A 19,881-nucleotide genomic window follows, 5' to 3' on the forward strand; every position below is an offset into this window, starting at 1 on the left:
GCACTGGCTTTGAGCGAGGCGTTATGAAGATCCGCGTGCTGGGTTCATCGGCGGGTGGCGGATTTCCGCAATGGAACTGTAATTGCCGCAATTGCGACGGCGTGCGGCGCGGGACCATTGCTGCCCGAGCACGCACGCAGTCGTCGATTGCGGTCAGCGACAACGGCGAAGACTGGCTGCTCGTGAACGCATCGCCGGATATTCTCGCGCAGATCGCGGCAAATCCCGAACTGCAGCCCGCGCGGCGCGTGCGTGACACCGGAATCGCCGCTGTCATCACCATGGACGCGCAGATCGATCACGTCACCGGACTCTTGATGTTGCGCGAGCGCGGCGCACCGCTGCCGCTCTATACGACCGACGCAGTGTGGCAAGACCTTTCCACCGGCTTTCCCATTACGTCGATTCTTTCGCATTACTGCGGCGTGGAGCAGCGGCGTATCGCGCTCGATGGCACTTCGCTCACGATGCCCGAACTGCCGCGTATTGTCGTCGATGCGCTGCCGCTGTCGAGCAAGGCGCCGCCTTATTCGCCGCATCGGGAGGCGCCCGAGCGTGGCGACAACATCGGCCTCATGTTCACGAATACGGCCACGGGCAAGCGTGCTTTCTATGCGCCGGGTTTAGGGACACTCGAACCGCATGTGCTCGATGCCATGCGCGAAGCCGACCTGTTGCTCGTCGATGGCACCGTCTGGACCGACGACGAGATGATCCGCCTCGGCCTCACGAAGAAAACTGGCGCGGACATGGGCCACCTCGCGCAAAGCGGCGCGGGCGGCATGATCGAGGTGCTGGATTCGATCGACCGCGAAAACACGCGCAAGGTGCGCAAAGTGCTCATTCACATCAACAACACCAATCCGATCCTCATCGAGGATGGACCCGAGCGGCGCATACTGTCCGAGCACGGCATAGAAGTCGCGCATGACGGCATGACGTTCGAGCTTTGAATTCCGGAGAAACTGGATGTCCGATTTTCCCGCCACGCCGATGCTCAATCCCACGACCGGCCCGATCTTCACCGCGTTGAAGGAAGCCGGCCCCGCCTGGACGCGCGAACAGTTCGAAGAGCAACTGCGCGCGAAAGGCACGGCGTATCACATCCACCATCCCTTCAACGTGAAAATGAATAGCGGCGGCTGTTCGCCGGAACAGATTCGCGGCTGGGTGGCGAACCGCTTCTACTATCAGATCAACATCCCGCTGAAAGATGCGGCCGTCATGGCGAATTGTCCCGATCGCACGACGCGCCGCCGCTGGGTGCTGCGCATTCTGGATCACGACGGTTACGAAGATCAGCCTGGCGGCATCGAGGCGTGGGCGCGTCTGGGCGATGCCGTCGGCCTCTCGCGCGACGATCTCTGGTCGCTCAAGTTCGTGACGCCGGGTGTGCGCTTCGCCGTCGATGCCTACGTGAATTTCGCGCGTCGTGCGCCGTGGCAAGAGTCGGTGTGTTCGTCGCTCACGGAGATGTTCGCGCCGCAGATTCACAAGGACCGGCTTGCGACGTGGCCCGAGCACTACAAGTGGATCGAGCCGGACGGGCTTGCGTATTTTCGTTCACGCGTGTCGCTTGCGCAGCGCGATGTCGAACACGGGCTCGAAGTCACGCTCGCGCATTTCAACACGCGCGAGCAGCAACAACGCGCGCTCGACATCCTGCAGTTCAAGCTCGACATCCTCTGGACCATGCTCGATTCGATCGAAAAGGCCTTCCCGCAATGAGCGACGCCAATCCTCCTCAACGAATCACGGAAGCGGTCGAAGCGCCGGACGACGCGTTGCGCCCGCAACTCAAGCGCCTGTTTCGTCTGCAATGGGAACCGGCGCAGGACGCGCATGTGCTGCTTTATCCGGAAGGCATGGTGAAGCTCAATCAGAGCGCGGCGCAGATTCTTTTGCGCTGCGACGGCACGCGCGATATCCCGAAGCTCGTCGCCGATCTCGAAGAAGCGTTCGGCGCGAGCAATCTCGGTGACGACGTGCGGGCTTTCATTGCCGGAGCGCGTGCGCGCGGCTGGCTTGCGTAAGTGCTGGAGTGAAGCATGACTGACTTGTCCGAACCGATTGCCAAGCCGGACCCCGGAGCAGCGGTCATTCCGCCGCCGTTGTGGTTGCTTGCGGAACTGACGTATCGATGCCCGTTGCATTGCGTCTTCTGCTACAACCCGGTGAACTACGCGGATCACACGCGCGAACTCAACACCGATCAATGGCTTGACGTGTTGCGTCAGGCGCGTGCGCTGGGTGCGGCGCAACTGGGCTTTTCCGGCGGCGAGCCGCTCTTGCGCGACGACCTCGAAACACTGGTCGGCGAAGCGCGCAAGCTTGGCTTTTATACGAACCTCATCACGTCGGGCATCGGTCTCACCGACAAGCGTCTCACCGCGCTCAAGGACGCGGGGCTCGATCACATTCAACTCTCGTTTCAGGACTCGTCGCAGGAACTCAACGACTTCCTTTCCAGCACGAAGACGTTCGATCTCAAGAAGCGCGTGGCCGGCATGATCAAGGCGCATGACTTTCCGATGGTGCTCAATTGCGTGCTGCATCGCTATAACCTGCCGCATATCGGACGCATTATCGACATGGCGCTCGACATGGGCGCGGAGTATCTCGAACTCGCGAACACGCAGTATTACGGCTGGGCGCACGCGAACCGCGCGCAGCTCATGCCGACGGCCGAGCAACTGCAGGAAGCCGAAGCGGTGGTCGAGCGTTATCGCAAAGAGATTGGCGACCGGTGCAAGATCTACTTCGTCGTGCCCGATTACTACGAGCGTCGTCCGAAGCGCTGCATGAACGGCTGGGGCTCGGTGTTTCTCGGCATTGCGCCCGATGGCGCCGCCTTGCCTTGTCATACGGCGCGCTCGTTGCCTGGCCTTACGTTCCCCAACGTCACGGAGACGCCGCTCAAGGACATCTGGTACGAGAGCGATGCGTTCAATCGATTTCGCGGCTTCGGCTGGATGAAAGAACCCTGCCGCAGTTGCGACGAGAAAGCGATCGATCTCGGCGGCTGCCGCTGTCAGGCGTATCTGCTGACGCAAGATCCCGCAAACGCGGACCCGGTCTGCGACAAGTCCCCGCATCACGAGCGCGTGATCGAAGTGGTGCGGGCCGCCACGATGCGTCAGGAGCCGGAAGAAAAACCGATCATGTTTCGCAACGATGCGAATTCGCGGCGCATTGCCGCCGAATCGCGTGAGAACAATTCGAACAAGAACGGAGAGAGACAACCATGACTGCCGACATCGCCGTGCTGCTGGTGGACGATCATGCCGTAGTGCGCGAAGGCTACAAGCGCTTGCTCGAATTGAGTCCCGACGTGAGCGTCGCGGGCGAGGCGGGCAACGCGGCGGAGGCGTATCAGAAGTTCTGCGCCTTGCAGCCGGATGTCGTGGTGATGGACCTTGCGCTGCCCGGCGCGAGTGGAATAGAAGCCATGCGCCGCATGCTCGCGCGCGAGCCGCATGCGCATGTCCTGATCTTCAGCGTGCACGAGGAAGCCATCTTCGTGCGCCGCGCGCTCGATGCGGGCGCGCGTGGCTACGTCACGAAAGCGAGCGCACCCGATGTCCTGGTCGAAGCGGTACGCTCCGTCGCGCGGCGCGTGTGTTACCTAAGCCCTGACATATCACAGGCGCTGGCGTTGCGCGCAACCATTCAGGAAGGACCGCCCGGACGTCAGCTTTCGGCACGCGAATTCGAGGTGCTGCGGCTCTTGGTCCAAGGCTATACATTGCCGAGTATCGCGGAAAAACTCGGCTTGAGTCAGAAGACAGTGGCGAACCATCAATCCGTGATACGGCAGAAATTCGGCGCCGATAACGGCGTGCAACTCGCGCAAATAGCAAACCGGCTAGGCCTTCATTTCGCCGATTTCACCGACGCGCCGTTCGCTCCTTCGTTCAGTTCGTTAGGCAACGGCAGTCCCGCCTGAGCCGGAACGCGCGCGCAAAACAGGAAGCCCGCACCGGGTTGACTGGCGATATGAAATTCGCCGCCGAGCGCTTCCACGCGTTCGCGCATGCCGATGAGACCCAACCCCATGCGCGGCTTCGCGAGATCGACGCCCGGTCCATTGTCGGTCATCGTCACCACGATCTCGCCTGCCGGCGCACGCGCCAGATAAATCTCGACGCGTGAATCGCGCGCGAATTTCGACACGTTGGTCAGGCCTTCCTGCACGAGACGGTAGAGCGTGATGTTGAGCGCATCGTTGAGATTGTCGAAGTCGCCATCGACGGCTAGCGTAAACACCGCATCGGGCAAGCGCTCGCGCCAGCCGTCCACGCAATGTTCGAGTGCGGTCGGCAAGCCGAATTCATCGAGACCGATCGGACGCAGCTTGCGGATCATTCCGCCGATTTCGCGGTACACATGCGTCGCGCTTTGCATGAGCGCAAGCGAAAGACGATGCACTTCAGGCTCGCGTTCGAGCGATAAATCGCGGATACGCCCTGCATCGAGCGAAATGGCGTTGAGGTACTGCCCCAGTTCGTCATGCAGTTCGCGCGCGAGATGCCGGCGCTCGGTTTCCTGCGCGGCAATGGCCTGACTCGCGAGCTTGCGGTTTTCCGCGAGCAGATGCTCCGCCTCTTCCTCCAGCGCCCGGCGCCGCCGAACTTCACGCTGCGCCTGACGGTAGCGCCGCCACGCGAACCACGCGAAGCCGATTGCGAGCACGACGAGCGTGGCGGGCAATTCATCGAGCTGGAAACGCTCGGCGCTGCGCGTCCATCGGTAGGTGAACTCGTTGAAGTCGAAGGCCGCGAACAGCATGCCGGCCAGCACCGTGATAAGAACGACGCAGGCGAGATCGCTCCATACGGTCGAGCGCATGGAACGCGCGGGCGGGCGTTCGGAGAGCGAGGGAAGAGATTCGTTTGGTATCACGGAATGCATTCTACGCACGGCTTCATCCTCGGGCCCGACACCGTTTGTGCGATTGGGAACGCTTCCCTGCTGAATCGGGAAAAGCTCCCGGTGCGCGCGCGTGTTCTTATGCGACGCTTTCAATGAAAGGAACTTACCTCAAGCCGACATTGCAATAACAAGAGGAGACGACGATGAGAAGCATGCCGCGCGAGCGCAAGTCAGCGCATCGGTTCAAACCCCGAGCCGGATTGCGGCTCGTGTTCGGCGGTGCGTTCGCCAGCATCACCGTCGGCGCATGGGCGCAGGCGGCAAGCGCTCCAGAGGTGCCTCCCGCCGTTGTGGCACCGGTCGTCGAAGCGAGTCCGCCGCCGAATACCGACTTGCCCACGGTAGTCGTGGTGGGCACGACACCGCTCATCGGCGTCGGCACGCCGCTCGAAAAGGTGCCCGCGAACGTGCAGACCATCAAGGGCAGCCAGATCGACGCGCAGCATTCCCAGAACATCACTGATTATTTGCAGAAGAACGTCGGCAGCGTCGATATCAACGACGCGCAAGGCAACCCATCGCAGACGGACATTCTCTATCGCGGCTTCACGGCTTCGCCGCTGCTCGGCACGCCACAGGGCCTTTCGGTGTTTCTGGATGGCGTACGCATCAACGAGCCGTTCGGCGATGTCGTGAACTGGGACCTGATTCCGCAGGCCGCCATCAGCACGATGCAGATCATTCCCGGCTCGAACCCGACGTTCGGCTTGAACACGCTGGGTGGCGCAATCGCGGTGACGACGAAGAACGGCCGGGACAACCCTGGCGGCGCGGTGGATGTGAGCTTCGGTTCGTTCGGCCGCAAGGTGGCGCAGTTCGAACAAGGCGGGTTGATCGGCGATCATCTCGACTACTACTTCACGGCCAACATCACGAACGATAACGGCTGGGCGGCGCAGAATTCGAGCCGCTTGCGCCAGGCCTTCGGCAAGCTGCGCTACACCGACGCCGATACGACCATCTCCCTTTCGATGGGCGGTGCGGACAACACGCTAAACGGCTCGCAGACGATCCCGCGCTCGTTCCTCAACAACTTCAAGCAAGCCTATACGTTCCCAGATACCAACGAGAATCAGGTCGGCTATATCACGCTGTCGGCGGATCGTTACATCACGCCGAACATCCAGTTGAGCGGCAATCTGTACTACCGTCACTATCGCAACAAGAACGTGAGCAGCAACGTCAACGACGACTTCGGCACCGTGGAGGGCGACGATGACGACGATATCGATCTCACGCAGGCCACCAACGACCAGTCGGTGATCGTCACGGACAGCTACGGCGCAAGCCTGCAACTCACCTTGCTCAACAAGCTCTTCGGCAAGGACAACCAGTTGGTGATCGGTGCGGCGGGCGACTTCGCCAACTCGCATTTTTCGCAATCGTCGCAGGATGCCGAGTTCACGGATAGCCGCGCGACCATCGGCATGGGTCCGTTCGTTCCGCAGACGGACGCCAAGACGCGCAATCAGAACTGGGGCATCTACTTCGAGAACACCTTCTCTTTCACGCAGCAATGGTCCATGACGCTCGCCGGGCGCTATAACTGGTCGAAGGCGGTGATCGGTGACGAGAGCGGCGTGCAGCCATTACTCGATGGCAATCACACGTTCTCGCGCTTCAATCCGGCTATCGGTTTCAACTGGAATCCGACGCGCTCCTTCACCGCCTACGCCACGTATAACGAAGGCATGCGTTCGCCGACGGCTATCGAACTCGCTTGCGCCGACCCGGCCGCACCGTGCTCGCTGCCGAACGATTTCATCGCCGACCCCGACCTCAAGCCGGTGATTTCGCGCACCTTCGAAGTGGGCGCGCGTGGACGCCTTGGCAACGCGACGACATGGAGCGCGGCGGCCTACAGCACGACCCTTTCCGACGATATCCAGTTCGTCAGTAGCCAGGGCGCGGCAAGCACGCTCGGCTACTTTCAGAACGTGGGCAAGACGCGCAGGCAAGGCTTCGAACTCGCGGGCCGCACGCAATGGGGACCGGTCGGCATGGCCGCGAGCTATAGCTACGTGAACGCGACTTATCGTTCGACATGGACCGAGAGCAGCGCCAGCAATTCGAGCGCGGATGACGCCGGCAATATCACCGTTCACTCCGGCGATCGCATTCCGGGCATTCCGGCGAATACGGTCAAGGTGCGACTCGACTACAACGCGCTGCCGCAATGGAATATCGGCAGCAACCTCACGTATCGCAGCAGCATCTTCGCGCGCGGCGACGAGAACAATCAGGACACGAATGGCAGCATTGCCGGCTACTTTCTGATCGATCTCGATACGACCTACAACGTGACCAAGCAGTTGCAGGTCTATGCGACCGTAAAGAATCTGTTGAACAAGCGCTACGCGAACTTCGCCATTCTTGGCGAGAACTTCTTCAACGGACCGAATCACACGTTCAACGGCGCGGATACCACCAACGAGCAATTTCTGGGTGTTGGCGCGCCGCGTGGCGTGTGGGTGGGGATGCGCTATGCGTGGAAGTGAGTATGCCGCTCAAGCATGCTTGAGTTGACTCATTGCTTCCGCAATCGCGCGGTGACAGCGGAACTTGTCCTCTTCGCTACGAGGATAGGTCTGTGCTGACGCCCGCCATTTGCGATCGAGCATATCGACCATTCGATACTCGAGTTCGAGTGCGCTTACACCATAGCGCGTGTCGATCTGCGAAAGGGCGACGCCGCCCGCGCGATACGCGTCGATCAATGTATCGAGTTCGGCTTCCGGCTTGAGTGGCCAATCGTGCAACGTACACAGGCGTTGCACGTCATGTCCGGTGAGACGCGGAAAGAACGTGGGAAAGATACGCATGAAAAGGCGCTTCTTGGCTTCGTAGAGCTTTACGACATCGAGATTCAACGACGTCATCTCTCGATGAATCCGGTATGCCGTCAAAGGCTCTGCAAGGTTAGCGAAGCGCGCGCCATGCAGCATGCAGTCGAACCAGAAGCCGAGATCATCCACAATGTGCAGATTCGGATCGTAGCGAATCTCGAAGCGCTGGATGAACGCGCGCCGGAACATCACGCTCGGATTGGCGAGGTAAGCCGCGCCGATCATGAAACGCGCCTTTATCTCGCCGTCTTCGAGCGGAAAATTGCTGACGGTGGAATCTTCACCGAAGTGGCGGATTTGCGTGCCGAGCACGGTGACATGCGGATGCGCATCGAGATATTCCGCTTGCTTGCGAAGTCTGCCCGGCTCGGAAATGTCATCGTGATCGATGCGCGCAATGTATTCGCCACGGCATAGATTGAAGCCACGGTTTGCGTTGCTCGCGCGCCCCTGATTATGCTCGAGGGAAAAGATGCGAATGCGCGCGTCGTTCAGGCTGCGCACGCGTGCAAGCGTGTCGTCATGGCTCGCGTCATCGAGAATCAGGACTTCGAAATCGGCGTCCTGATTCAGCAACGATTGCAGCGTTTCGACGATGAAGCGCTCTGCGTTGTAAGTCGGGATGACGACGGATATCTTTGGCATGTTGAGCGCAGCGGCTTTTCCGCGGTCGGGTTCGGCTCGACATTATCCGCGCCTTCCTGCTTCGAATTGTCAAAGATGGTTTTATCAGCCATCCGAATTATGTTTCAACGCGGCTTGAAGGGATAAACCTTAGCTGGCCTGCGCTGCTGCAATTCCGCCAGATAGTTTTCGACAAAGCGGCCAAGCGCGTTGGCCTTGAGTTGTTCGAGCATGCGCATGGCGTCGCTTGGCGATTCGGGACCCATGACGAGTGCGCCGACGCCAAGCTCACCCAGATGCACGACGAGCGCGCATGAAGAAAGCGAACCAGCGGAGAAGAGGCGGATTGCTTCGGCGGCATCGTCGTCTATTTCGATGTTAGCAGCGCGCGGGTCGCAACGAAACTCGCCATGCTTGCCGACGTATGCGGGTAGCCAATGACAATTGGCAGTGCCGCCTTGAGCTGCGATCAACAGACGCTTACGTGAGGGCGAATCCAGGAGCTCCTGGAAAGCCTCGGCCAATGTGAACATGGTGCACCTCGCCGTCGAGCCTGTCCCGATACTACCAGCGCTCTCTTGAGCGGCGCGGATTCCTTTACGAAACGATGCAAGGCACAAACCGAAATGGCCGCGCATGGCGGCCATCACGTTTCATGCATCAAGCTCAACGCCCTTCGATCGATCCCGCGCTCGGCGGATACGTCACGATGCCCCATGCGAGCGGTAGACCACCGATCTGCTTGACCGTCTGATAGTTCGATGCATCGAGCACATACACGGCGTTGGACCGTCCACATGCAAAGAGAATCTTCGAGCCATCGGGCGTGAAGCTGAAGTGCCAGCAACGTTGACCAATCGGTACATCGCTTAAGTGCTCGAAGCTTTTGCCATCGAAGACTTGCAAGGTCTTGTCGCGCGAAGCGGCAACGAGAAGACGCTTGCCCGAAGGATCGAACGATACGCCATACGGGCCCGTCTTCGTGTCGACGGTCTTGACGATCTTGAGATCGGCCGCATCGAGCACGGTGAATTTGTTTGTGTTCTCGAGCGTCACGACATACTGCTTGCCATCCGGCGATACCTTGATGCCGCGTGGGCGCGAACCTTTCGGCAACGTGACCGTGCGCACGAACTTGCCGCTGCCCACGCGATACACCGACACCGTGTCGTCACCTTCATTGGTCACGAGAATGGACTTGCCATCGGCCGAGAATTCCACGCCTTCCGTTTCGTGCCCGCTCTTGACTGAGCGCAGAACCTTAAGCGTCTTGAGATCGACGATGGCGATCTCGGCGGGCGGCGCATTGGGATCGTCATCGTCCTTTTCGGGTTGACCGGGCTTCGGAGGACCGCCGGATTCGCCCGGCTCGTAGGTCACGTAAGCGAAGCCGCCACGCACGCGCACGAACTCCGGATTCTTGCCGATCTTCACGCGCCGCACGACCTTACCCGTCGATGTATCGATCTCCGAAAGGTCCGCTGTCTCCTTGTTCGCGACGTAAAGGCGTGTTCCTTCCTTGTTGAGACTCAGGCCGCGCGGACCGTCTTTGCCCACATCGAAAGTTTGCTTGAGCGAGAGATCGCCCAGATCGATGACGCCGACACCGGCGGACTCGGTCGTCACGTAGGCGGTGGGCGTGGCCGCGTGCGTGGAGCTTGCGGCAAGCGCGAGCGTCGGCGCGAGTACCGACGCGCAGGCAAAGCGCGCCGCCCTGTATCTGGCTTGCATGGTCGTCTCCGGCTTTGATTCGTGTTCGAATCGAATTTGTTTTGACAGGCACCGCGACCGCGTCGAACGGGCGTGCCCGAATGGAACTTAGCCCAACATGCGCCGCTCTGGCAACGCCGGAAGGCGGGAGAAACTCCCGAATTCGTTTCCGTGGGTTCAATCGCCGCGTCAGGGCTTCATCGAAGGATCGTCGGCGAGCAGGACGACGAGCGCCTTGGCGCCACGCTGCCACGAGAGATCCGTGTTGCCGCGTATATCGACGGAACGTTGAAAGAGCGTGGCGCCGCTCTTGGCATCTTCCACACGAAGGTTCATGTTGAGGATCAGATTACTGATCTTCTGCACCCAGCAAATGCCCACGCGCTCCACGCCAAGTTGGCGCGCTACGCGCAGTTCGCAGCCGTTGCAGGCGCTCATGTCTTGCGCCCCTTGAAGCGACGCGATGAGGTCCTTGGCGGGCGCGTTATCGGCAATGCGGAACAGGCCACGCTCACGCATGTCGTCGCGCAGCGCGGTGCCGATCATCGCGAGGCGCTGGCTCTGGATGCGGTTGATGTCGGCATCGTTATACGCGGCGTTATCGTCGATAAGCGTGCAGTCGATGAGTGCAAGCGACGGCTTCTCGTTCTGCGCACCGGCGTTGCCTGTAGCAAAGCCTAAGCTTGCGATAACCACGAGAAACAGCGCACGCACTACGCGACGGATGACGGTCATGGTTGAAGTCTCGTCGGGCGAAAGGCCCGTGGCTCAACATAACGTCCAACGCGCTGCGGAGCAAGCGTATCGTTCGTTTCAACGCGCTTAAACATGGATTCATCGCGCCAACAGGAGTAACGTTGAATAGCCCGCGCGAAGATGGAAAGGAGGCGATCATGCCCGACGACCCCACGCCGAAGTGTCACGTTTTCGAATACGAAGGCTTCGAGATTCATGCACTGCCGCAAATCAAGGCAGCGCCTGAATCCGCGTCTAACAGCTACCTTTATATTGCCTATGTATGCAGACCCGGCGCGCATGCGGATACGCCTGGCGACGCCGTGCATTTTCATTCCGATGGCGACGACGCGTTCAAGACTCCCGACGACGCAGCCGACGACGCGCGGCATGTCGGCCGAAGTATCGTCGATGGTACGCATCCGGATTTGAACGTGCTGCCGCTCGTGTCGCATCATCATCACACTGGATGACATGACCGATTCGAATCAAGACGACCCGCGCATTGAAAGTCTCAGCGCCGTTACGCTCGCCACGCACGATATGCCCCGTGCCGTCGCCTTTTACGAAGCGCTCGGTTTTCGTATCGTGCATGGCGGCGCGAACGAGGCATTCACTTCTTTTGCGCTAGGTGCGTCCTTTCTCAACATCACGACCGAAACACATGGTCCCGTTCAATGGTGGGGCCGCTTCATCATTCATGTCTCCGACGTGGATGCTTTTTATCGCCGTGCGCTTGCCTGCGGAACGAAACCGCACTTCGCGCCGCGCGATGCGCCCTGGAACGAGCGCTACTTCCATCTGACCGATCCCGACGGCCACGAACTGAGTTTCGCACGGCCGCTCTAAAAAAATGCCGCGCCGCGGCACGGAACTGGCTCTTACACAAATGACGGATAGCGCACGCATCGGATCATTGATATGACCGTTCGCGTACATACCCGTCCATCGCGTTGAATGACCATTCAATCGACTCGAAGCCGTACTCCGCCAGTTCAAAGTGAGCGTGTTGCTATTTCGCAAACTTGGAGCAGGCGCCTGGTTTTCAGGCGTAGAGTTAAAGTGCTTTGTCAGGTACGTGATGCATTGCGGCATAGTTATTTCAGTGGCGGGGCGTAAAGCCTTGAGCGCATCTGGCCGTTAGCCCGAACATGAATGCCGCGTGTTGGAGACTCGGAATGAAATGCACGAAAGAGCAATCCCTTCGCTATCAGGTCGAAAAATGGCTGGCGCCCGGAAGCACGCCGGTCCATGTCAGGCAATTCAGCCGCACGCGCACAGACCGGCGCCGCTTCGTTTGTGTGGAAACGCTGCAGGGCGCTGCATCGCGCGCGCTGTTTTTCTTCCGTCACGACGACGGCCACTGGTGTGTGTATCCGCCCGCGCCGCGTCACCGTAACATGCGTGGCGAAAGACTGGCCGCGTAGCACGGCATCGATTTAAAGCTTCAGGTTGTTGAGAAACTGGAACCACATGGAACCAAGCGGATTGATCGTGGGACCCGCCAGTTTCTTTTCAACGACGGGTTCTTCGGCTGGCTCGGCGTCAGCCGTCTGTCGCGAATCATGCAGCGCTATCGCGCTATCCGCGATTTGCCGCGCTTGCACTTCCTCGCATTGCTGTCCAAGCAGCGCGCCGAAGACGACATCGCGGTTATGCCCTTGTGATGCGAACCGCATGGCGAGCGATACATATTCCGCATAGAGCGCCTCGCGTACTTCACGCTCCTTCGCTTCGCGCTCCGTTTGCGCCTTATGCAGACGCGCGACCTCCTCCGCGAAAATGCGATCGTAGACTTCGCGTTGCGCGGGATCGGAAAGTATGGCGTAGGCTTCCTTGATCTCTTGAAACGTCGCGCGTGCGGCGTCTTCGTTACCCGCGTTGCGATCCGGATGCGAGCGCATCGCGGCCTTGCGATAAGCGCGCTTGATCTCTTCCTCGGTTGCGTGCTCGCCTACTCCAAGCGTTTCGTATAACGTTGCCATCTGCATTGAATGATTGACGGGTCGAAGGGCATCGTAACACGCTAAAAACAGTGGTTTTATGCAGGTGCGCGATGCCATCGGCACGTCATGAAGACTCGCGACAATCACCGTTTCTCCTCGCACTGCACAGGAAGATGGCGCTCTCCCTCAACGACATCCGGCATCTCTTCGACACCTACGGGGCGCTTGCCTATAGCGGCGAGCCCGTCACGCAACTCGAACACGCGCTGCAGACAGCGTATCTCGCGGAGCAGGCGGGCGCGCAACGCGAGTTGATCGTCGCGGCATTGCTGCACGACCTCGGGCATCTGTTGAATTTGCAGGGCGATACGCCGACTACACGCGGTATCGACGATCTCCACCAGTATTACGCGCTGCCGTTCTTACGCCCGCTGTTCGCGGATGCCGTGCTCGAACCGATCCGCCTTCACGTGGATGCCAAGCGCTGCCTCTGCGCGGTCGATGCCTCATATCACGCGCTTCTTTCGCCCGATTCGGTGCGCAGTTTGCAGCTGCAAGGCGGCGTATTCGATGCCGACGAAGCGCGCGATTTTCTGGCGCGCCCGTTCGCCGAAGATGCCTTGGCGTTGCGCCGCTGGGATGACGAAGCGAAGGACGCCGCACGCGGCACGCCGCCGCTTGCTCACTATCTGGAATACGCCGAAGACATCGCACTGCGGAATTGAGAGGCGACCCGCGCGCCTCCGCGGGCTTCGCGTAGACTGGCGGGCATGCACTCGTCATCCACTCGAAATGCCTTGCAGCGCCCATGCAGCGTGCGAGCACACACTGCATCGTGAACGACGGCAACTTTCGCATCACCGCTGCCGTCGTGGCCTCGGCGCTCTTCATGCAGAACATGGACGGCACCATCGTCGCGACCGCCATTCCCACGATGGCGCGCGACCTGCATATCGATCCCGTCCATCTGAGCAGCGCCATTACCGCTTATCTAGTTGCGCTCACGGTCTTCATTCCGGCGAGCGGCTGGGTGGCCGACCGCTTCGGCGCGCGGCGCGTTTTCATGTGGGCAATCGCCACGTTCACGCTCGCGTCGATCGCTTGCGCGGCGGCGGCGAATCTTCCGCAACTCATCGGCGCGCGCATCGTGCAAGGTCTGGGTGGCGCGATGATGGTGCCCGTCGGCCGCCTGATCCTCTTTCGCGGCGTGAAGCGCGAAGAGCTGCTGCAAGCGACCACGTGGCTCACCATGCCCGCGCTTGTCGGCCCCTTGCTTGGGCCGCCGCTCGGCGGCTTTCTCACCGATGCGCTCTCCTGGCGCAGCATCTTCTGGGTCAACGTCCCGGTGGGCGCGATCGGTCTCGTCCTCACGTGGAAGCTCTTGCCGCCCTCGCCGCCTGAAAGCCGCACGCCACCGGATTTGCGCGGCATGCTGCTTTCAGGGACATCGCTGAGTCTGTTCATGATCGGAATCGAAAGCGCGGGACGCGGCGTGATGCCCGAAGGGCTGCCCTGGGCATGCGTCGCGGTCGGCCTCCTACTGTTCTGGGCAACCGTCGTTCACTGCCGGCGCGTGGAGAATCCTGCCATCGACTTCTCGCTGCTTGCCATTCCGACATTTCACGCGGCCACGGTCGCGGGCAGCCTCTTCCGCGCGGGCGCCGGTGCGCTGCCTTTTCTCGTGCCGCTCACCTTGCAGACCGGCTTCGGTTACAGCGCGTCCGCTAGCGGACTGCTGACTTTTGCAAGCGCGCTCGGCTCTTTTTGCATGCGTCCGATGACCGCGCTCGCACTCCGGCGATTCTCCGTGCGCGCGGTTCTGTGCGCAGGCAGCGTGATCTTTGCGCTGGTTCTGGTCGTGTGCTCGACGATGTCGCAGGCTTGGCCCGCAGCCGCCATCTTCGTGCTGCTCCTCGTCGGCGGATTAGGCCGCTCGCTCAGTTTCGCGACGATGGGCGCGCTCGCTTTCGCCGATGTTCCGAAGCCGCGCCTCGCCGCCGCGACTTCGTTTCAGGGCACCGCGCAGCAGTTGATGAAGGCGCTTGGTGTAACCGTCGCGGCCGGGACGATTCAAGCCACGATGCTGATTTCTGGCAGCGTTCAGACCGAACGCTGGCAACTAGCGAGCGCCTTTTTGGCGACGGCGGCAGTCGTCCTGATGTCTCTTCCAATGTTCGCACGTCTCTCCGATGAAGCCGGCGCTGGCATCTCAGCGCCCACGGCGAAGCGCGCAGAGCGCACCTGATTTACCGAGTAAGCAATACCGAATTGCAAAAATATTCATCATATTTAAGACAAGCCCATGATCCGCAAGACTTTTTTATGAAGCTATAATGCGCTTTCCTCAAGATTACCCAGTCCGATGCGTCGAAATATTCTCTCAATCCTTCTACTGATCAGCCTCGCACAAGCTGCAAGCGCGCAAGAAGCCGTGCAGCCCGGCGGCCAAAACGACACGCAGGCGCCCTCGGGCAACGACGTAAAAACAAAGCAAGTCAGTCACAAGATTTCGGAATTGATCGTTCGCAAGTTCGGCGTCGCACGCGAGAAGGCGCAGACCATCGCATCGGCGGTAATGGCGTCTTCATCGAAATACTCGCTTCCGCCGGCATTGTTGCTTGCGATCATTTCCATAGAATCGCGCTTCAAGGAAACGGCCCACGGCCCGAACGACGCAACCGGTCTCATGCAGGTCGTGCCTTCCGCTCACAAGAAGTTGGTTCGCGATGTGGATTTGACAGAGCCGGAAACCAATATCGAAGTGGGTTCGGCTATCCTGCACGGCTATCTGAAGTCCGCACAGGGCGATATCGACGCCGCGCTGAAAAGCTACGGCGGTTCACGCGCTTATGCCGAAAAGGTCAGTTTGCGCGTCAAGACATTCGAGCCGGCAGCGGCGGCAAGTGCAGCGTCCGCGACCGAGCAGTAAAACGTTATTCCCGATTCAATCTTTCGTTGTTCGCGCGCCGCTGCATAGCGGATGCCGCAACCTGCCCCGGCGATCGCACCTGCATGCGCGCTAGCGTACACGTACCACGACATCAGTAGCTCTTTTGTGCACCGTTAGCGTTGCCGGTACTGTCCGGCGTGCTGCGCTGCATGGTTCCCGGGTTCATGTTGTTGTTGACCCCGTTGTTCATGCCACTCTTCGCGCCTGTGCCGGTTCCGCTCGTGCCATCCGACGAGCCGCCGACACCCGTGCCTGTCGCGCCGCTCATGCCGACGCCACCACCCTTGCCCGACGCGCCCATGCCAGCGCCAGCGCCCGCGGCGCCATTGCCGCCCGCACCTGCCGACCCCATCCCCGCGCCGCCGCCACCGCCGCCGCCCGCACCACCACCTGCGCCGCCTCCGCCTCCGGCTTGCGCGTAGACACCGCCCGAAAGACCCAACACCAGTGCCGAGATCACCAGCTTCTTAGTCGCGCTCATAGCAAGTCTCCAAAAGTTTGCGTTTCACGTGTCCATCCATCGTCCGTCCAGGCCGCAGAGACGCTGCAACGCACGTGGACTTGTTAGCGCAAACGTCGTGCCGCGTGGCGGCGATGGTCGGGCAATCAATATCCGTAGCCAGCGGGCGCGCAGGGCACGTAGGCGCGGCGATAGCCGTCGTAGCAATAGCCAGGAGGAACCGCAGGTTGTGCATACACGGGCTGCGCATAGGCCGGTTGCGCATAAGCCGGCTGTGCGTAGACAGGCTGCGCATTCGCCACCGAGCTTACGATGGCACCCAGCACAGCGCCGCCGATCAACGCGCCGACAATCGCGCCGCCATTGCCGCCACCACCGTGGCCGCCGTAGCCGCCGCCGCGCCCGTGGGCCGACGCCTGTCCTGCCACCGACAGACTTCCGATCATCAACAAGACAAGTGCTGCGCGTTTCATGAGACTCTCCAATTCCCGTGAGCCGGGTTCGTAGAGTCATCTTAAGCAGGCGATGAAGAAATAACTGATGCAGTTGGTAACCGTACATTTCAACGCTTACAAGTTGGTCCTGCGGCAGGCATTCGTTCGGATGTCGAAGTATTTCCACGGCGCTGCTATAAATGCCGACATATGTGTTTGGCCGTAACACTTGGCATGTTGAATCGGTAAAGACTTTCCACGACGCTCGGCGTTTTAACGCGCCGTTTCATTTGCTCGCGACTCGTTACCCTTTGTCACCAGACGGACGTCAACGCGCCACTGAAGCGCGGCGTTTCATCTGCATCGCGACGAAAAAAACAGCGCATCAAGGTTTAACGGGGCGCAGCGAAGGTGCCGGTGGGGAGCCAAAACGAAGGCCGACAAGTAACAAGTCGCGAAATCCAGCGACGCAAAAAACGGCCGCCGATGCAAACAGTAGACGCAGCAGGCAGTCAGGGAGGCTGCGCGTAGGCGCATCGCGCATCGGTTGCATCGATGCGTTCAGGCAAGGCGAGCTCACGGGCTCGCCTTTTTTATTGCATCGGCTCCACGCGCTCGCTGTGTTCCGCGCCAATCTCATGCTCGATACTCGCGTGATGTTCGCTGACCGGCAAACTCGCCGCCGACATGCGTTCACGCCGTAGCAGCCGCGCGCTGTGCACGGCGGTCAGCGCCACGGCAATCCAGATGGGCACATAGGTTCCGAGTTGCGTCGCTGAGAACGGCTCGCCGAGTACGAGCACTGCCACGCCGACCAGCAAGACCGGTTCGACATAGCCCAGAATGCCGAAGAGCGCGAGCGGCAAATAACGGCTCGCGCGCAGATAAGACGCGAGCGCAACCGTGCTCAACGCGCCGAGTCCGGGAAGCAACAGCATCCACAAGCGCGCGTCGCTTGCAGCCATAGAAAACGAATTCCGTGCGAACAACATGACGATTGCGACCGGCGCGAGCAACATCATCTCTATCGCGAAGGAAACGAGCGGGTCCGCGTTCAGGCGTCGCCGCAAGATGAAATACGGTGGATAGCCGAGCACGACGACGAGCGTCGGCCAAGCGAACGCATGCGACATGACGAGCTCATGCGCCACGCCAAGCGCCGCCGCAATGACGCCCGCCCATTGCAGACGATCGAGCGCTTCGTGATAGTAAAAGCGACCCAGCAGGACCATCCCGAGGGGCAACAAAAAGTAGCCAAGCGACACTTCGAGCGCGCGTCCATGCAACGGCGCCCAAAGAAAAATCCATAATTGCAGGCCAAGCAAGGCGGCGACCGTGGCGAACGCCAAAAGCAGACTCGGGGTTCGAGCAAGCTTTCCAATGAGCGCGCACAATTGCGGCCAGCGATTACGCAAGGCGACGAGCAGCAGCGCGCCGGGCATGGTCCACACGATGCGCCAGGCGAAGATGTCGAGGCCATCGAGCGGCGCGAGCCATTTGGTGTAGCCCGACATGAGCGCGAAGAGCGCCGATGCGACAACGGAAAGCGCGATGCCGCGCCCGAGAACGTGCTGATTCATCAATGAGTGAAAGCTCGAGCGAAGCGGGAACTGCGCATTCTAAACGCTGTGCATCGACGCTATTCAGAGCGTGCTTCAAACTTCGCCTTGGGTCGTGCGCGTTTTTTGCTTCGCTAGTTCGCTTTTCGCGCCGGATGAACTTCACCGAGCACGACGTTGTCTTCAACCCGTCATGCCGATGGGCGACTCTTCATATCTAACCCAACGGTTTCACCTGCCTGATTCGAGCGAAGCCGCTCACGTCATTGCATCAGCAGCATCCAAGCGCCGCGCCGTTGCAACGAAGGACGGCACGCGAATAAAACGCCGCATAGATGGAGACGTCATGATTCAACCCGCCCTATCCACCCGCGTCGACAGTGCCTTTGCCGAGGCCGTCCGCGCCGGGTTGTCGAAAGAGCCGCAAAAAGAATTGCCGTCGATGTATCTGTATGACGAAGTGGGCTCGGCCCTTTTCGAAGTCATCACTGCCCTGCCCGAATACGGCGTGACGCGCGCCGAAGAGCGCGTGCTCACGGAACATGCCGCCGATATCGTCGCGGCAATGCCGGGCAACGTGAAGGTCGCCGAACTCGGCAGCGGCAGCGGCCGCAAGACGCGCCGCATTCTGGAGGCGCTTTGTAAAAAGCAGCCCACCGCCTATTACCCGATTGAAATATCGCGCACCGCTTTGCAGTTGTGCCGCCGGGAACTGGGCGATATCGAGCGCATTTCGATCGTCGGTTATGAGCGCGATTATCTGGCCGGCTTGTCGGAAGTCAGCGCCAAACGGAAGGAAGGCGAAAGGCTGCTCGTGCTGTTTCTCGGCAGCACCATCGGTAATTTTTCGCGGCTCGCGGCAACCAAGTTTCTACAGTCGATACGCAGCATGCTCGCTCCCGGCGATGCCCTTTTGCTCGGCACCGACCTTCTCAAACCGCTGCCGACGTTGATTGCCGCGTACGACGATCCCATCGGCGTGACGGCTGCATTCAACCTGAACTTGCTGGCGCGCATCAACCGCGAACTGGGTGGCGATTTTCCGCTCGATGCCTTCGAGCACGTCGCGCGCTTCAATTCCGAAGCACGCAGTATCGAAATGCATCTGCGAGCCAAGCGTGCGCTGACGGCGCATGTGCCAAGTGCGGATCTGCGTGTCGAGTTCCGCGAAGGCGAGACGATCTGGACGGAAAGCAGCCACAAGTACGCCGCCGATGAAGTCGCGCCAATGGCCGCCGACGCGGGCTTCGAATGCTCGCATCAGTGGCGCGACGAGGAATGGCAGTTCGCGGAGAGTTTGTTGGTGGCGCGTTGATTCAGTGCTGCTCGAAGCGCTCGTAGCGCTTTTCGACGTAGCGTTCTTCGCTGAAGAACTCGGTGACGCGGGCATGCGGCGGCCCGCGTCGCAGCCATTCGAGCATCAAGTCGACTTGATTGGCCGCGCCTTGTACGATCGCCTCCACCGAGCCGTCTTCGAGATTCGCGACCCAGCCGCGCACGCCGAGCGCATGCGCGCGCCTCACGGTGTGATGTCGAAAGCCCACGCCCTGCACGACACCTTTCACGTGCACGTAATAGGTTTCGATTCTCGTATCCAGATCCGGGCCAGGCATCGCGCATTCCCCTCGTAAGCGTTGATAGGCCGCATTGTAGACGGCGTATCGAAACGCTTCAGGATCAGCTCG

The 19,881-nt window shown here is 60.4% G+C and carries 23 protein-coding genes; 13 read left to right on the forward strand and 10 right to left on the reverse strand.

Features of this window, described 5'->3' with window-relative positions:
- The first annotated feature begins 23 nt into the window (after nt 1-23).
- Genes pqqB through NCR98_RS19750 form a run of 5 tightly spaced genes read left to right on the forward strand, consistent with a single transcriptional unit; the run spans nt 24 to nt 3,946 of the window.
- A complete protein-coding gene (pqqB, locus tag NCR98_RS19730) occupies nt 24-953 on the forward strand; it encodes a pyrroloquinoline quinone biosynthesis protein PqqB (RefSeq protein WP_250527035.1) in 930 nt (309 codons plus the stop codon).
- A gap of 40 nt (nt 954-993) precedes the next feature.
- A complete protein-coding gene (gene pqqC / locus NCR98_RS19735; RefSeq protein WP_250527091.1) occupies nt 994-1,728 on the forward strand; it encodes a pyrroloquinoline-quinone synthase PqqC in 735 nt (244 codons plus the stop codon).
- Complete coding sequence (pqqD, locus tag NCR98_RS19740; protein WP_250467553.1) at nt 1,725-2,033, forward strand: pyrroloquinoline quinone biosynthesis peptide chaperone PqqD; 309 nt, start codon at nt 1,725-1,727, stop codon at nt 2,031-2,033. The genes pqqC and pqqD overlap by 4 nt, the downstream gene beginning before the upstream one ends.
- 15 nt (nt 2,034-2,048) lie before the next feature.
- Nucleotides 2,049-3,248 carry a pyrroloquinoline quinone biosynthesis protein PqqE gene (gene pqqE / locus NCR98_RS19745; RefSeq protein ID WP_250527036.1) on the forward strand — a complete coding sequence of 400 codons (1,200 nt, stop codon included), beginning with the start codon at nt 2,049-2,051 and terminating at the stop codon, nt 3,246-3,248.
- A complete protein-coding gene (locus tag NCR98_RS19750) occupies nt 3,245-3,946 on the forward strand; it encodes a response regulator (protein WP_250467555.1) in 702 nt (233 codons plus the stop codon). The genes pqqE and NCR98_RS19750 overlap by 4 nt, the downstream gene beginning before the upstream one ends.
- On the opposite strand, the gene NCR98_RS19755 is transcribed toward NCR98_RS19750, so the two are convergent.
- A complete protein-coding gene (locus tag NCR98_RS19755) occupies nt 3,874-4,911 on the reverse strand; it encodes a sensor histidine kinase (RefSeq protein WP_502799774.1) in 1,038 nt (345 codons plus the stop codon). The two genes, NCR98_RS19750 and NCR98_RS19755, sit on opposite strands and share 73 nt — an antisense overlap.
- Before the next feature lie 164 nt (nt 4,912-5,075).
- Here NCR98_RS19755 and NCR98_RS19760 point away from each other — a divergent pair, with 164 nt between their 5' ends.
- Nucleotides 5,076-7,430 carry a TonB-dependent receptor gene (locus tag NCR98_RS19760; RefSeq protein WP_250527038.1) on the forward strand — a complete coding sequence of 785 codons (2,355 nt, stop codon included), beginning with the start codon at nt 5,076-5,078 and terminating at the stop codon, nt 7,428-7,430.
- A 9-nt stretch (nt 7,431-7,439) separates the two neighbouring features.
- On the opposite strand, the gene NCR98_RS19765 is transcribed toward NCR98_RS19760, so the two are convergent.
- The 4 genes from NCR98_RS19765 to NCR98_RS19780 form a co-directional block, all read right to left on the reverse strand.
- Complete coding sequence (locus NCR98_RS19765; RefSeq protein WP_250527039.1) at nt 7,440-8,423, reverse strand: glycosyltransferase family 2 protein; 984 nt, start codon at nt 8,421-8,423, stop codon at nt 7,440-7,442.
- Nucleotides 8,424-8,527: 104 nt separating this feature from the next.
- Nucleotides 8,528-8,935: a hypothetical protein gene (locus tag NCR98_RS19770; RefSeq protein WP_244828839.1), complete on the reverse strand. Its 408-nt coding sequence runs from the start codon at nt 8,933-8,935 to the stop codon at nt 8,528-8,530.
- 133 nt (nt 8,936-9,068) lie between these two features.
- Entirely contained in the window at nt 9,069-10,133 is a 1,065-nt protein-coding gene (locus NCR98_RS19775) for a beta-propeller fold lactonase family protein (RefSeq protein ID WP_250527040.1), read from the reverse strand.
- A 168-nt stretch (nt 10,134-10,301) separates the two neighbouring features.
- Entirely contained in the window at nt 10,302-10,847 is a 546-nt protein-coding gene (locus NCR98_RS19780) for a DUF3280 domain-containing protein (protein WP_244828841.1), read from the reverse strand.
- Between the two features lie 158 nt (nt 10,848-11,005).
- Here NCR98_RS19780 and NCR98_RS19785 point away from each other — a divergent pair, with 158 nt between their 5' ends.
- From NCR98_RS19785 to NCR98_RS19795, 3 genes are all read left to right on the forward strand, one after another.
- Complete coding sequence (locus tag NCR98_RS19785) at nt 11,006-11,320, forward strand: hypothetical protein (protein WP_250467559.1); 315 nt, start codon at nt 11,006-11,008, stop codon at nt 11,318-11,320.
- Nucleotide 11,321: 1 nt separating this feature from the next.
- Nucleotides 11,322-11,696 carry a VOC family protein gene (locus NCR98_RS19790; RefSeq protein WP_250510430.1) on the forward strand — a complete coding sequence of 125 codons (375 nt, stop codon included), beginning with the start codon at nt 11,322-11,324 and terminating at the stop codon, nt 11,694-11,696.
- A 329-nt stretch (nt 11,697-12,025) separates the two neighbouring features.
- Entirely contained in the window at nt 12,026-12,274 is a 249-nt protein-coding gene (locus NCR98_RS19795; protein WP_250527041.1) for a hypothetical protein, read from the forward strand.
- 12 nt (nt 12,275-12,286) lie between these two features.
- On the opposite strand, the gene NCR98_RS19800 is transcribed toward NCR98_RS19795, so the two are convergent.
- A complete protein-coding gene (locus NCR98_RS19800) occupies nt 12,287-12,832 on the reverse strand; it encodes a DnaJ domain-containing protein (RefSeq protein ID WP_244828845.1) in 546 nt (181 codons plus the stop codon).
- Between the two features lie 134 nt (nt 12,833-12,966).
- Between NCR98_RS19800 and NCR98_RS19805 the strand changes: the two genes are divergently transcribed.
- The 3 genes from NCR98_RS19805 to NCR98_RS19815 all read left to right on the forward strand — a co-directional run bounded on the left by NCR98_RS19805 (nt 12,967) and on the right by NCR98_RS19815 (nt 15,722).
- The gene (locus NCR98_RS19805; RefSeq protein ID WP_250467563.1) at nt 12,967-13,518 is read left to right on the forward strand and encodes a phosphonate degradation HD-domain oxygenase; all 552 of its coding nucleotides are present in this window, start codon (nt 12,967-12,969) and stop codon (nt 13,516-13,518) included.
- 83 nt (nt 13,519-13,601) lie between these two features.
- Complete coding sequence (locus NCR98_RS19810) at nt 13,602-15,038, forward strand: DHA2 family efflux MFS transporter permease subunit (RefSeq protein WP_284503885.1); 1,437 nt, start codon at nt 13,602-13,604, stop codon at nt 15,036-15,038.
- Between the two features lie 117 nt (nt 15,039-15,155).
- Entirely contained in the window at nt 15,156-15,722 is a 567-nt protein-coding gene (locus tag NCR98_RS19815; RefSeq protein WP_250527042.1) for a lytic transglycosylase domain-containing protein, read from the forward strand.
- Nucleotides 15,723-15,834: 112 nt separating this feature from the next.
- On the opposite strand, the gene NCR98_RS19820 is transcribed toward NCR98_RS19815, so the two are convergent.
- The 3 genes from NCR98_RS19820 to rarD all read right to left on the reverse strand — a co-directional run bounded on the left by NCR98_RS19820 (nt 15,835) and on the right by rarD (nt 18,217).
- Nucleotides 15,835-16,224 carry a hypothetical protein gene (locus NCR98_RS19820; RefSeq protein ID WP_250527043.1) on the reverse strand — a complete coding sequence of 130 codons (390 nt, stop codon included), beginning with the start codon at nt 16,222-16,224 and terminating at the stop codon, nt 15,835-15,837.
- Nucleotides 16,225-16,349: 125 nt separating this feature from the next.
- Complete coding sequence (locus NCR98_RS19825) at nt 16,350-16,676, reverse strand: hypothetical protein (RefSeq protein WP_250467566.1); 327 nt, start codon at nt 16,674-16,676, stop codon at nt 16,350-16,352.
- Between the two features lie 554 nt (nt 16,677-17,230).
- Nucleotides 17,231-18,217, reverse strand: coding sequence for an EamA family transporter RarD (rarD, locus tag NCR98_RS19830; RefSeq protein ID WP_250527044.1), 987 nt, complete (start codon nt 18,215-18,217; stop codon nt 17,231-17,233).
- 325 nt (nt 18,218-18,542) lie between these two features.
- Between rarD and egtD the strand changes: the two genes are divergently transcribed.
- Nucleotides 18,543-19,511, forward strand: coding sequence for an L-histidine N(alpha)-methyltransferase (egtD, locus tag NCR98_RS19835; RefSeq protein WP_244828850.1), 969 nt, complete (start codon nt 18,543-18,545; stop codon nt 19,509-19,511).
- Between the two features lies 1 nt (nt 19,512).
- Here the strand turns inward: egtD and NCR98_RS19840 are convergent, their stop codons facing one another.
- Complete coding sequence (locus NCR98_RS19840) at nt 19,513-19,809, reverse strand: acylphosphatase (RefSeq protein ID WP_244828851.1); 297 nt, start codon at nt 19,807-19,809, stop codon at nt 19,513-19,515.
- Nucleotides 19,810-19,881 lie beyond the last annotated feature (72 nt).

This window comes from Caballeronia sp. GAWG2-1, assembly GCF_023631405.1.
GTDB lineage: Bacteria > Pseudomonadota > Gammaproteobacteria > Burkholderiales > Burkholderiaceae > Caballeronia.

Coding starts and splice junctions, on each gene's coding strand:
- pqqB (WP_250527035.1), top strand. CDS start 24: ATGAAGATCCGCGTGCTGGGTTCATCGGCGGGTGGCGGATTTCCGCAA.
- pqqC (WP_250527091.1), top strand. CDS start 994: ATGCTCAATCCCACGACCGGCCCGATCTTCACCGCGTTGAAGGAAGCC.
- pqqD (WP_250467553.1), top strand. CDS start 1,725: ATGAGCGACGCCAATCCTCCTCAACGAATCACGGAAGCGGTCGAAGCG.
- pqqE (WP_250527036.1), top strand. CDS start 2,049: ATGACTGACTTGTCCGAACCGATTGCCAAGCCGGACCCCGGAGCAGCG.
- NCR98_RS19750 (WP_250467555.1), top strand. CDS start 3,245: ATGACTGCCGACATCGCCGTGCTGCTGGTGGACGATCATGCCGTAGTG.
- NCR98_RS19755 (WP_502799774.1), bottom strand. CDS start 4,911: ATGCATTCCGTGATACCAAACGAATCTCTTCCCTCGCTCTCCGAACGC.
- NCR98_RS19760 (WP_250527038.1), top strand. CDS start 5,076: ATGAGAAGCATGCCGCGCGAGCGCAAGTCAGCGCATCGGTTCAAACCC.
- NCR98_RS19765 (WP_250527039.1), bottom strand. CDS start 8,423: ATGCCAAAGATATCCGTCGTCATCCCGACTTACAACGCAGAGCGCTTC.
- NCR98_RS19770 (WP_244828839.1), bottom strand. CDS start 8,935: ATGTTCACATTGGCCGAGGCTTTCCAGGAGCTCCTGGATTCGCCCTCA.
- NCR98_RS19775 (WP_250527040.1), bottom strand. CDS start 10,133: ATGCAAGCCAGATACAGGGCGGCGCGCTTTGCCTGCGCGTCGGTACTC.
- NCR98_RS19780 (WP_244828841.1), bottom strand. CDS start 10,847: ATGACCGTCATCCGTCGCGTAGTGCGTGCGCTGTTTCTCGTGGTTATC.
- NCR98_RS19785 (WP_250467559.1), top strand. CDS start 11,006: ATGCCCGACGACCCCACGCCGAAGTGTCACGTTTTCGAATACGAAGGC.
- NCR98_RS19790 (WP_250510430.1), top strand. CDS start 11,322: ATGACCGATTCGAATCAAGACGACCCGCGCATTGAAAGTCTCAGCGCC.
- NCR98_RS19795 (WP_250527041.1), top strand. CDS start 12,026: ATGAAATGCACGAAAGAGCAATCCCTTCGCTATCAGGTCGAAAAATGG.
- NCR98_RS19800 (WP_244828845.1), bottom strand. CDS start 12,832: ATGGCAACGTTATACGAAACGCTTGGAGTAGGCGAGCACGCAACCGAG.
- NCR98_RS19805 (WP_250467563.1), top strand. CDS start 12,967: ATGGCGCTCTCCCTCAACGACATCCGGCATCTCTTCGACACCTACGGG.
- NCR98_RS19810 (WP_284503885.1), top strand. CDS start 13,602: ATGCAGCGTGCGAGCACACACTGCATCGTGAACGACGGCAACTTTCGC.
- NCR98_RS19815 (WP_250527042.1), top strand. CDS start 15,156: ATGCGTCGAAATATTCTCTCAATCCTTCTACTGATCAGCCTCGCACAA.
- NCR98_RS19820 (WP_250527043.1), bottom strand. CDS start 16,224: ATGAGCGCGACTAAGAAGCTGGTGATCTCGGCACTGGTGTTGGGTCTT.
- NCR98_RS19825 (WP_250467566.1), bottom strand. CDS start 16,676: ATGAAACGCGCAGCACTTGTCTTGTTGATGATCGGAAGTCTGTCGGTG.
- rarD (WP_250527044.1), bottom strand. CDS start 18,217: ATGAATCAGCACGTTCTCGGGCGCGGCATCGCGCTTTCCGTTGTCGCA.
- egtD (WP_244828850.1), top strand. CDS start 18,543: ATGATTCAACCCGCCCTATCCACCCGCGTCGACAGTGCCTTTGCCGAG.
- NCR98_RS19840 (WP_244828851.1), bottom strand. CDS start 19,809: ATGCCTGGCCCGGATCTGGATACGAGAATCGAAACCTATTACGTGCAC.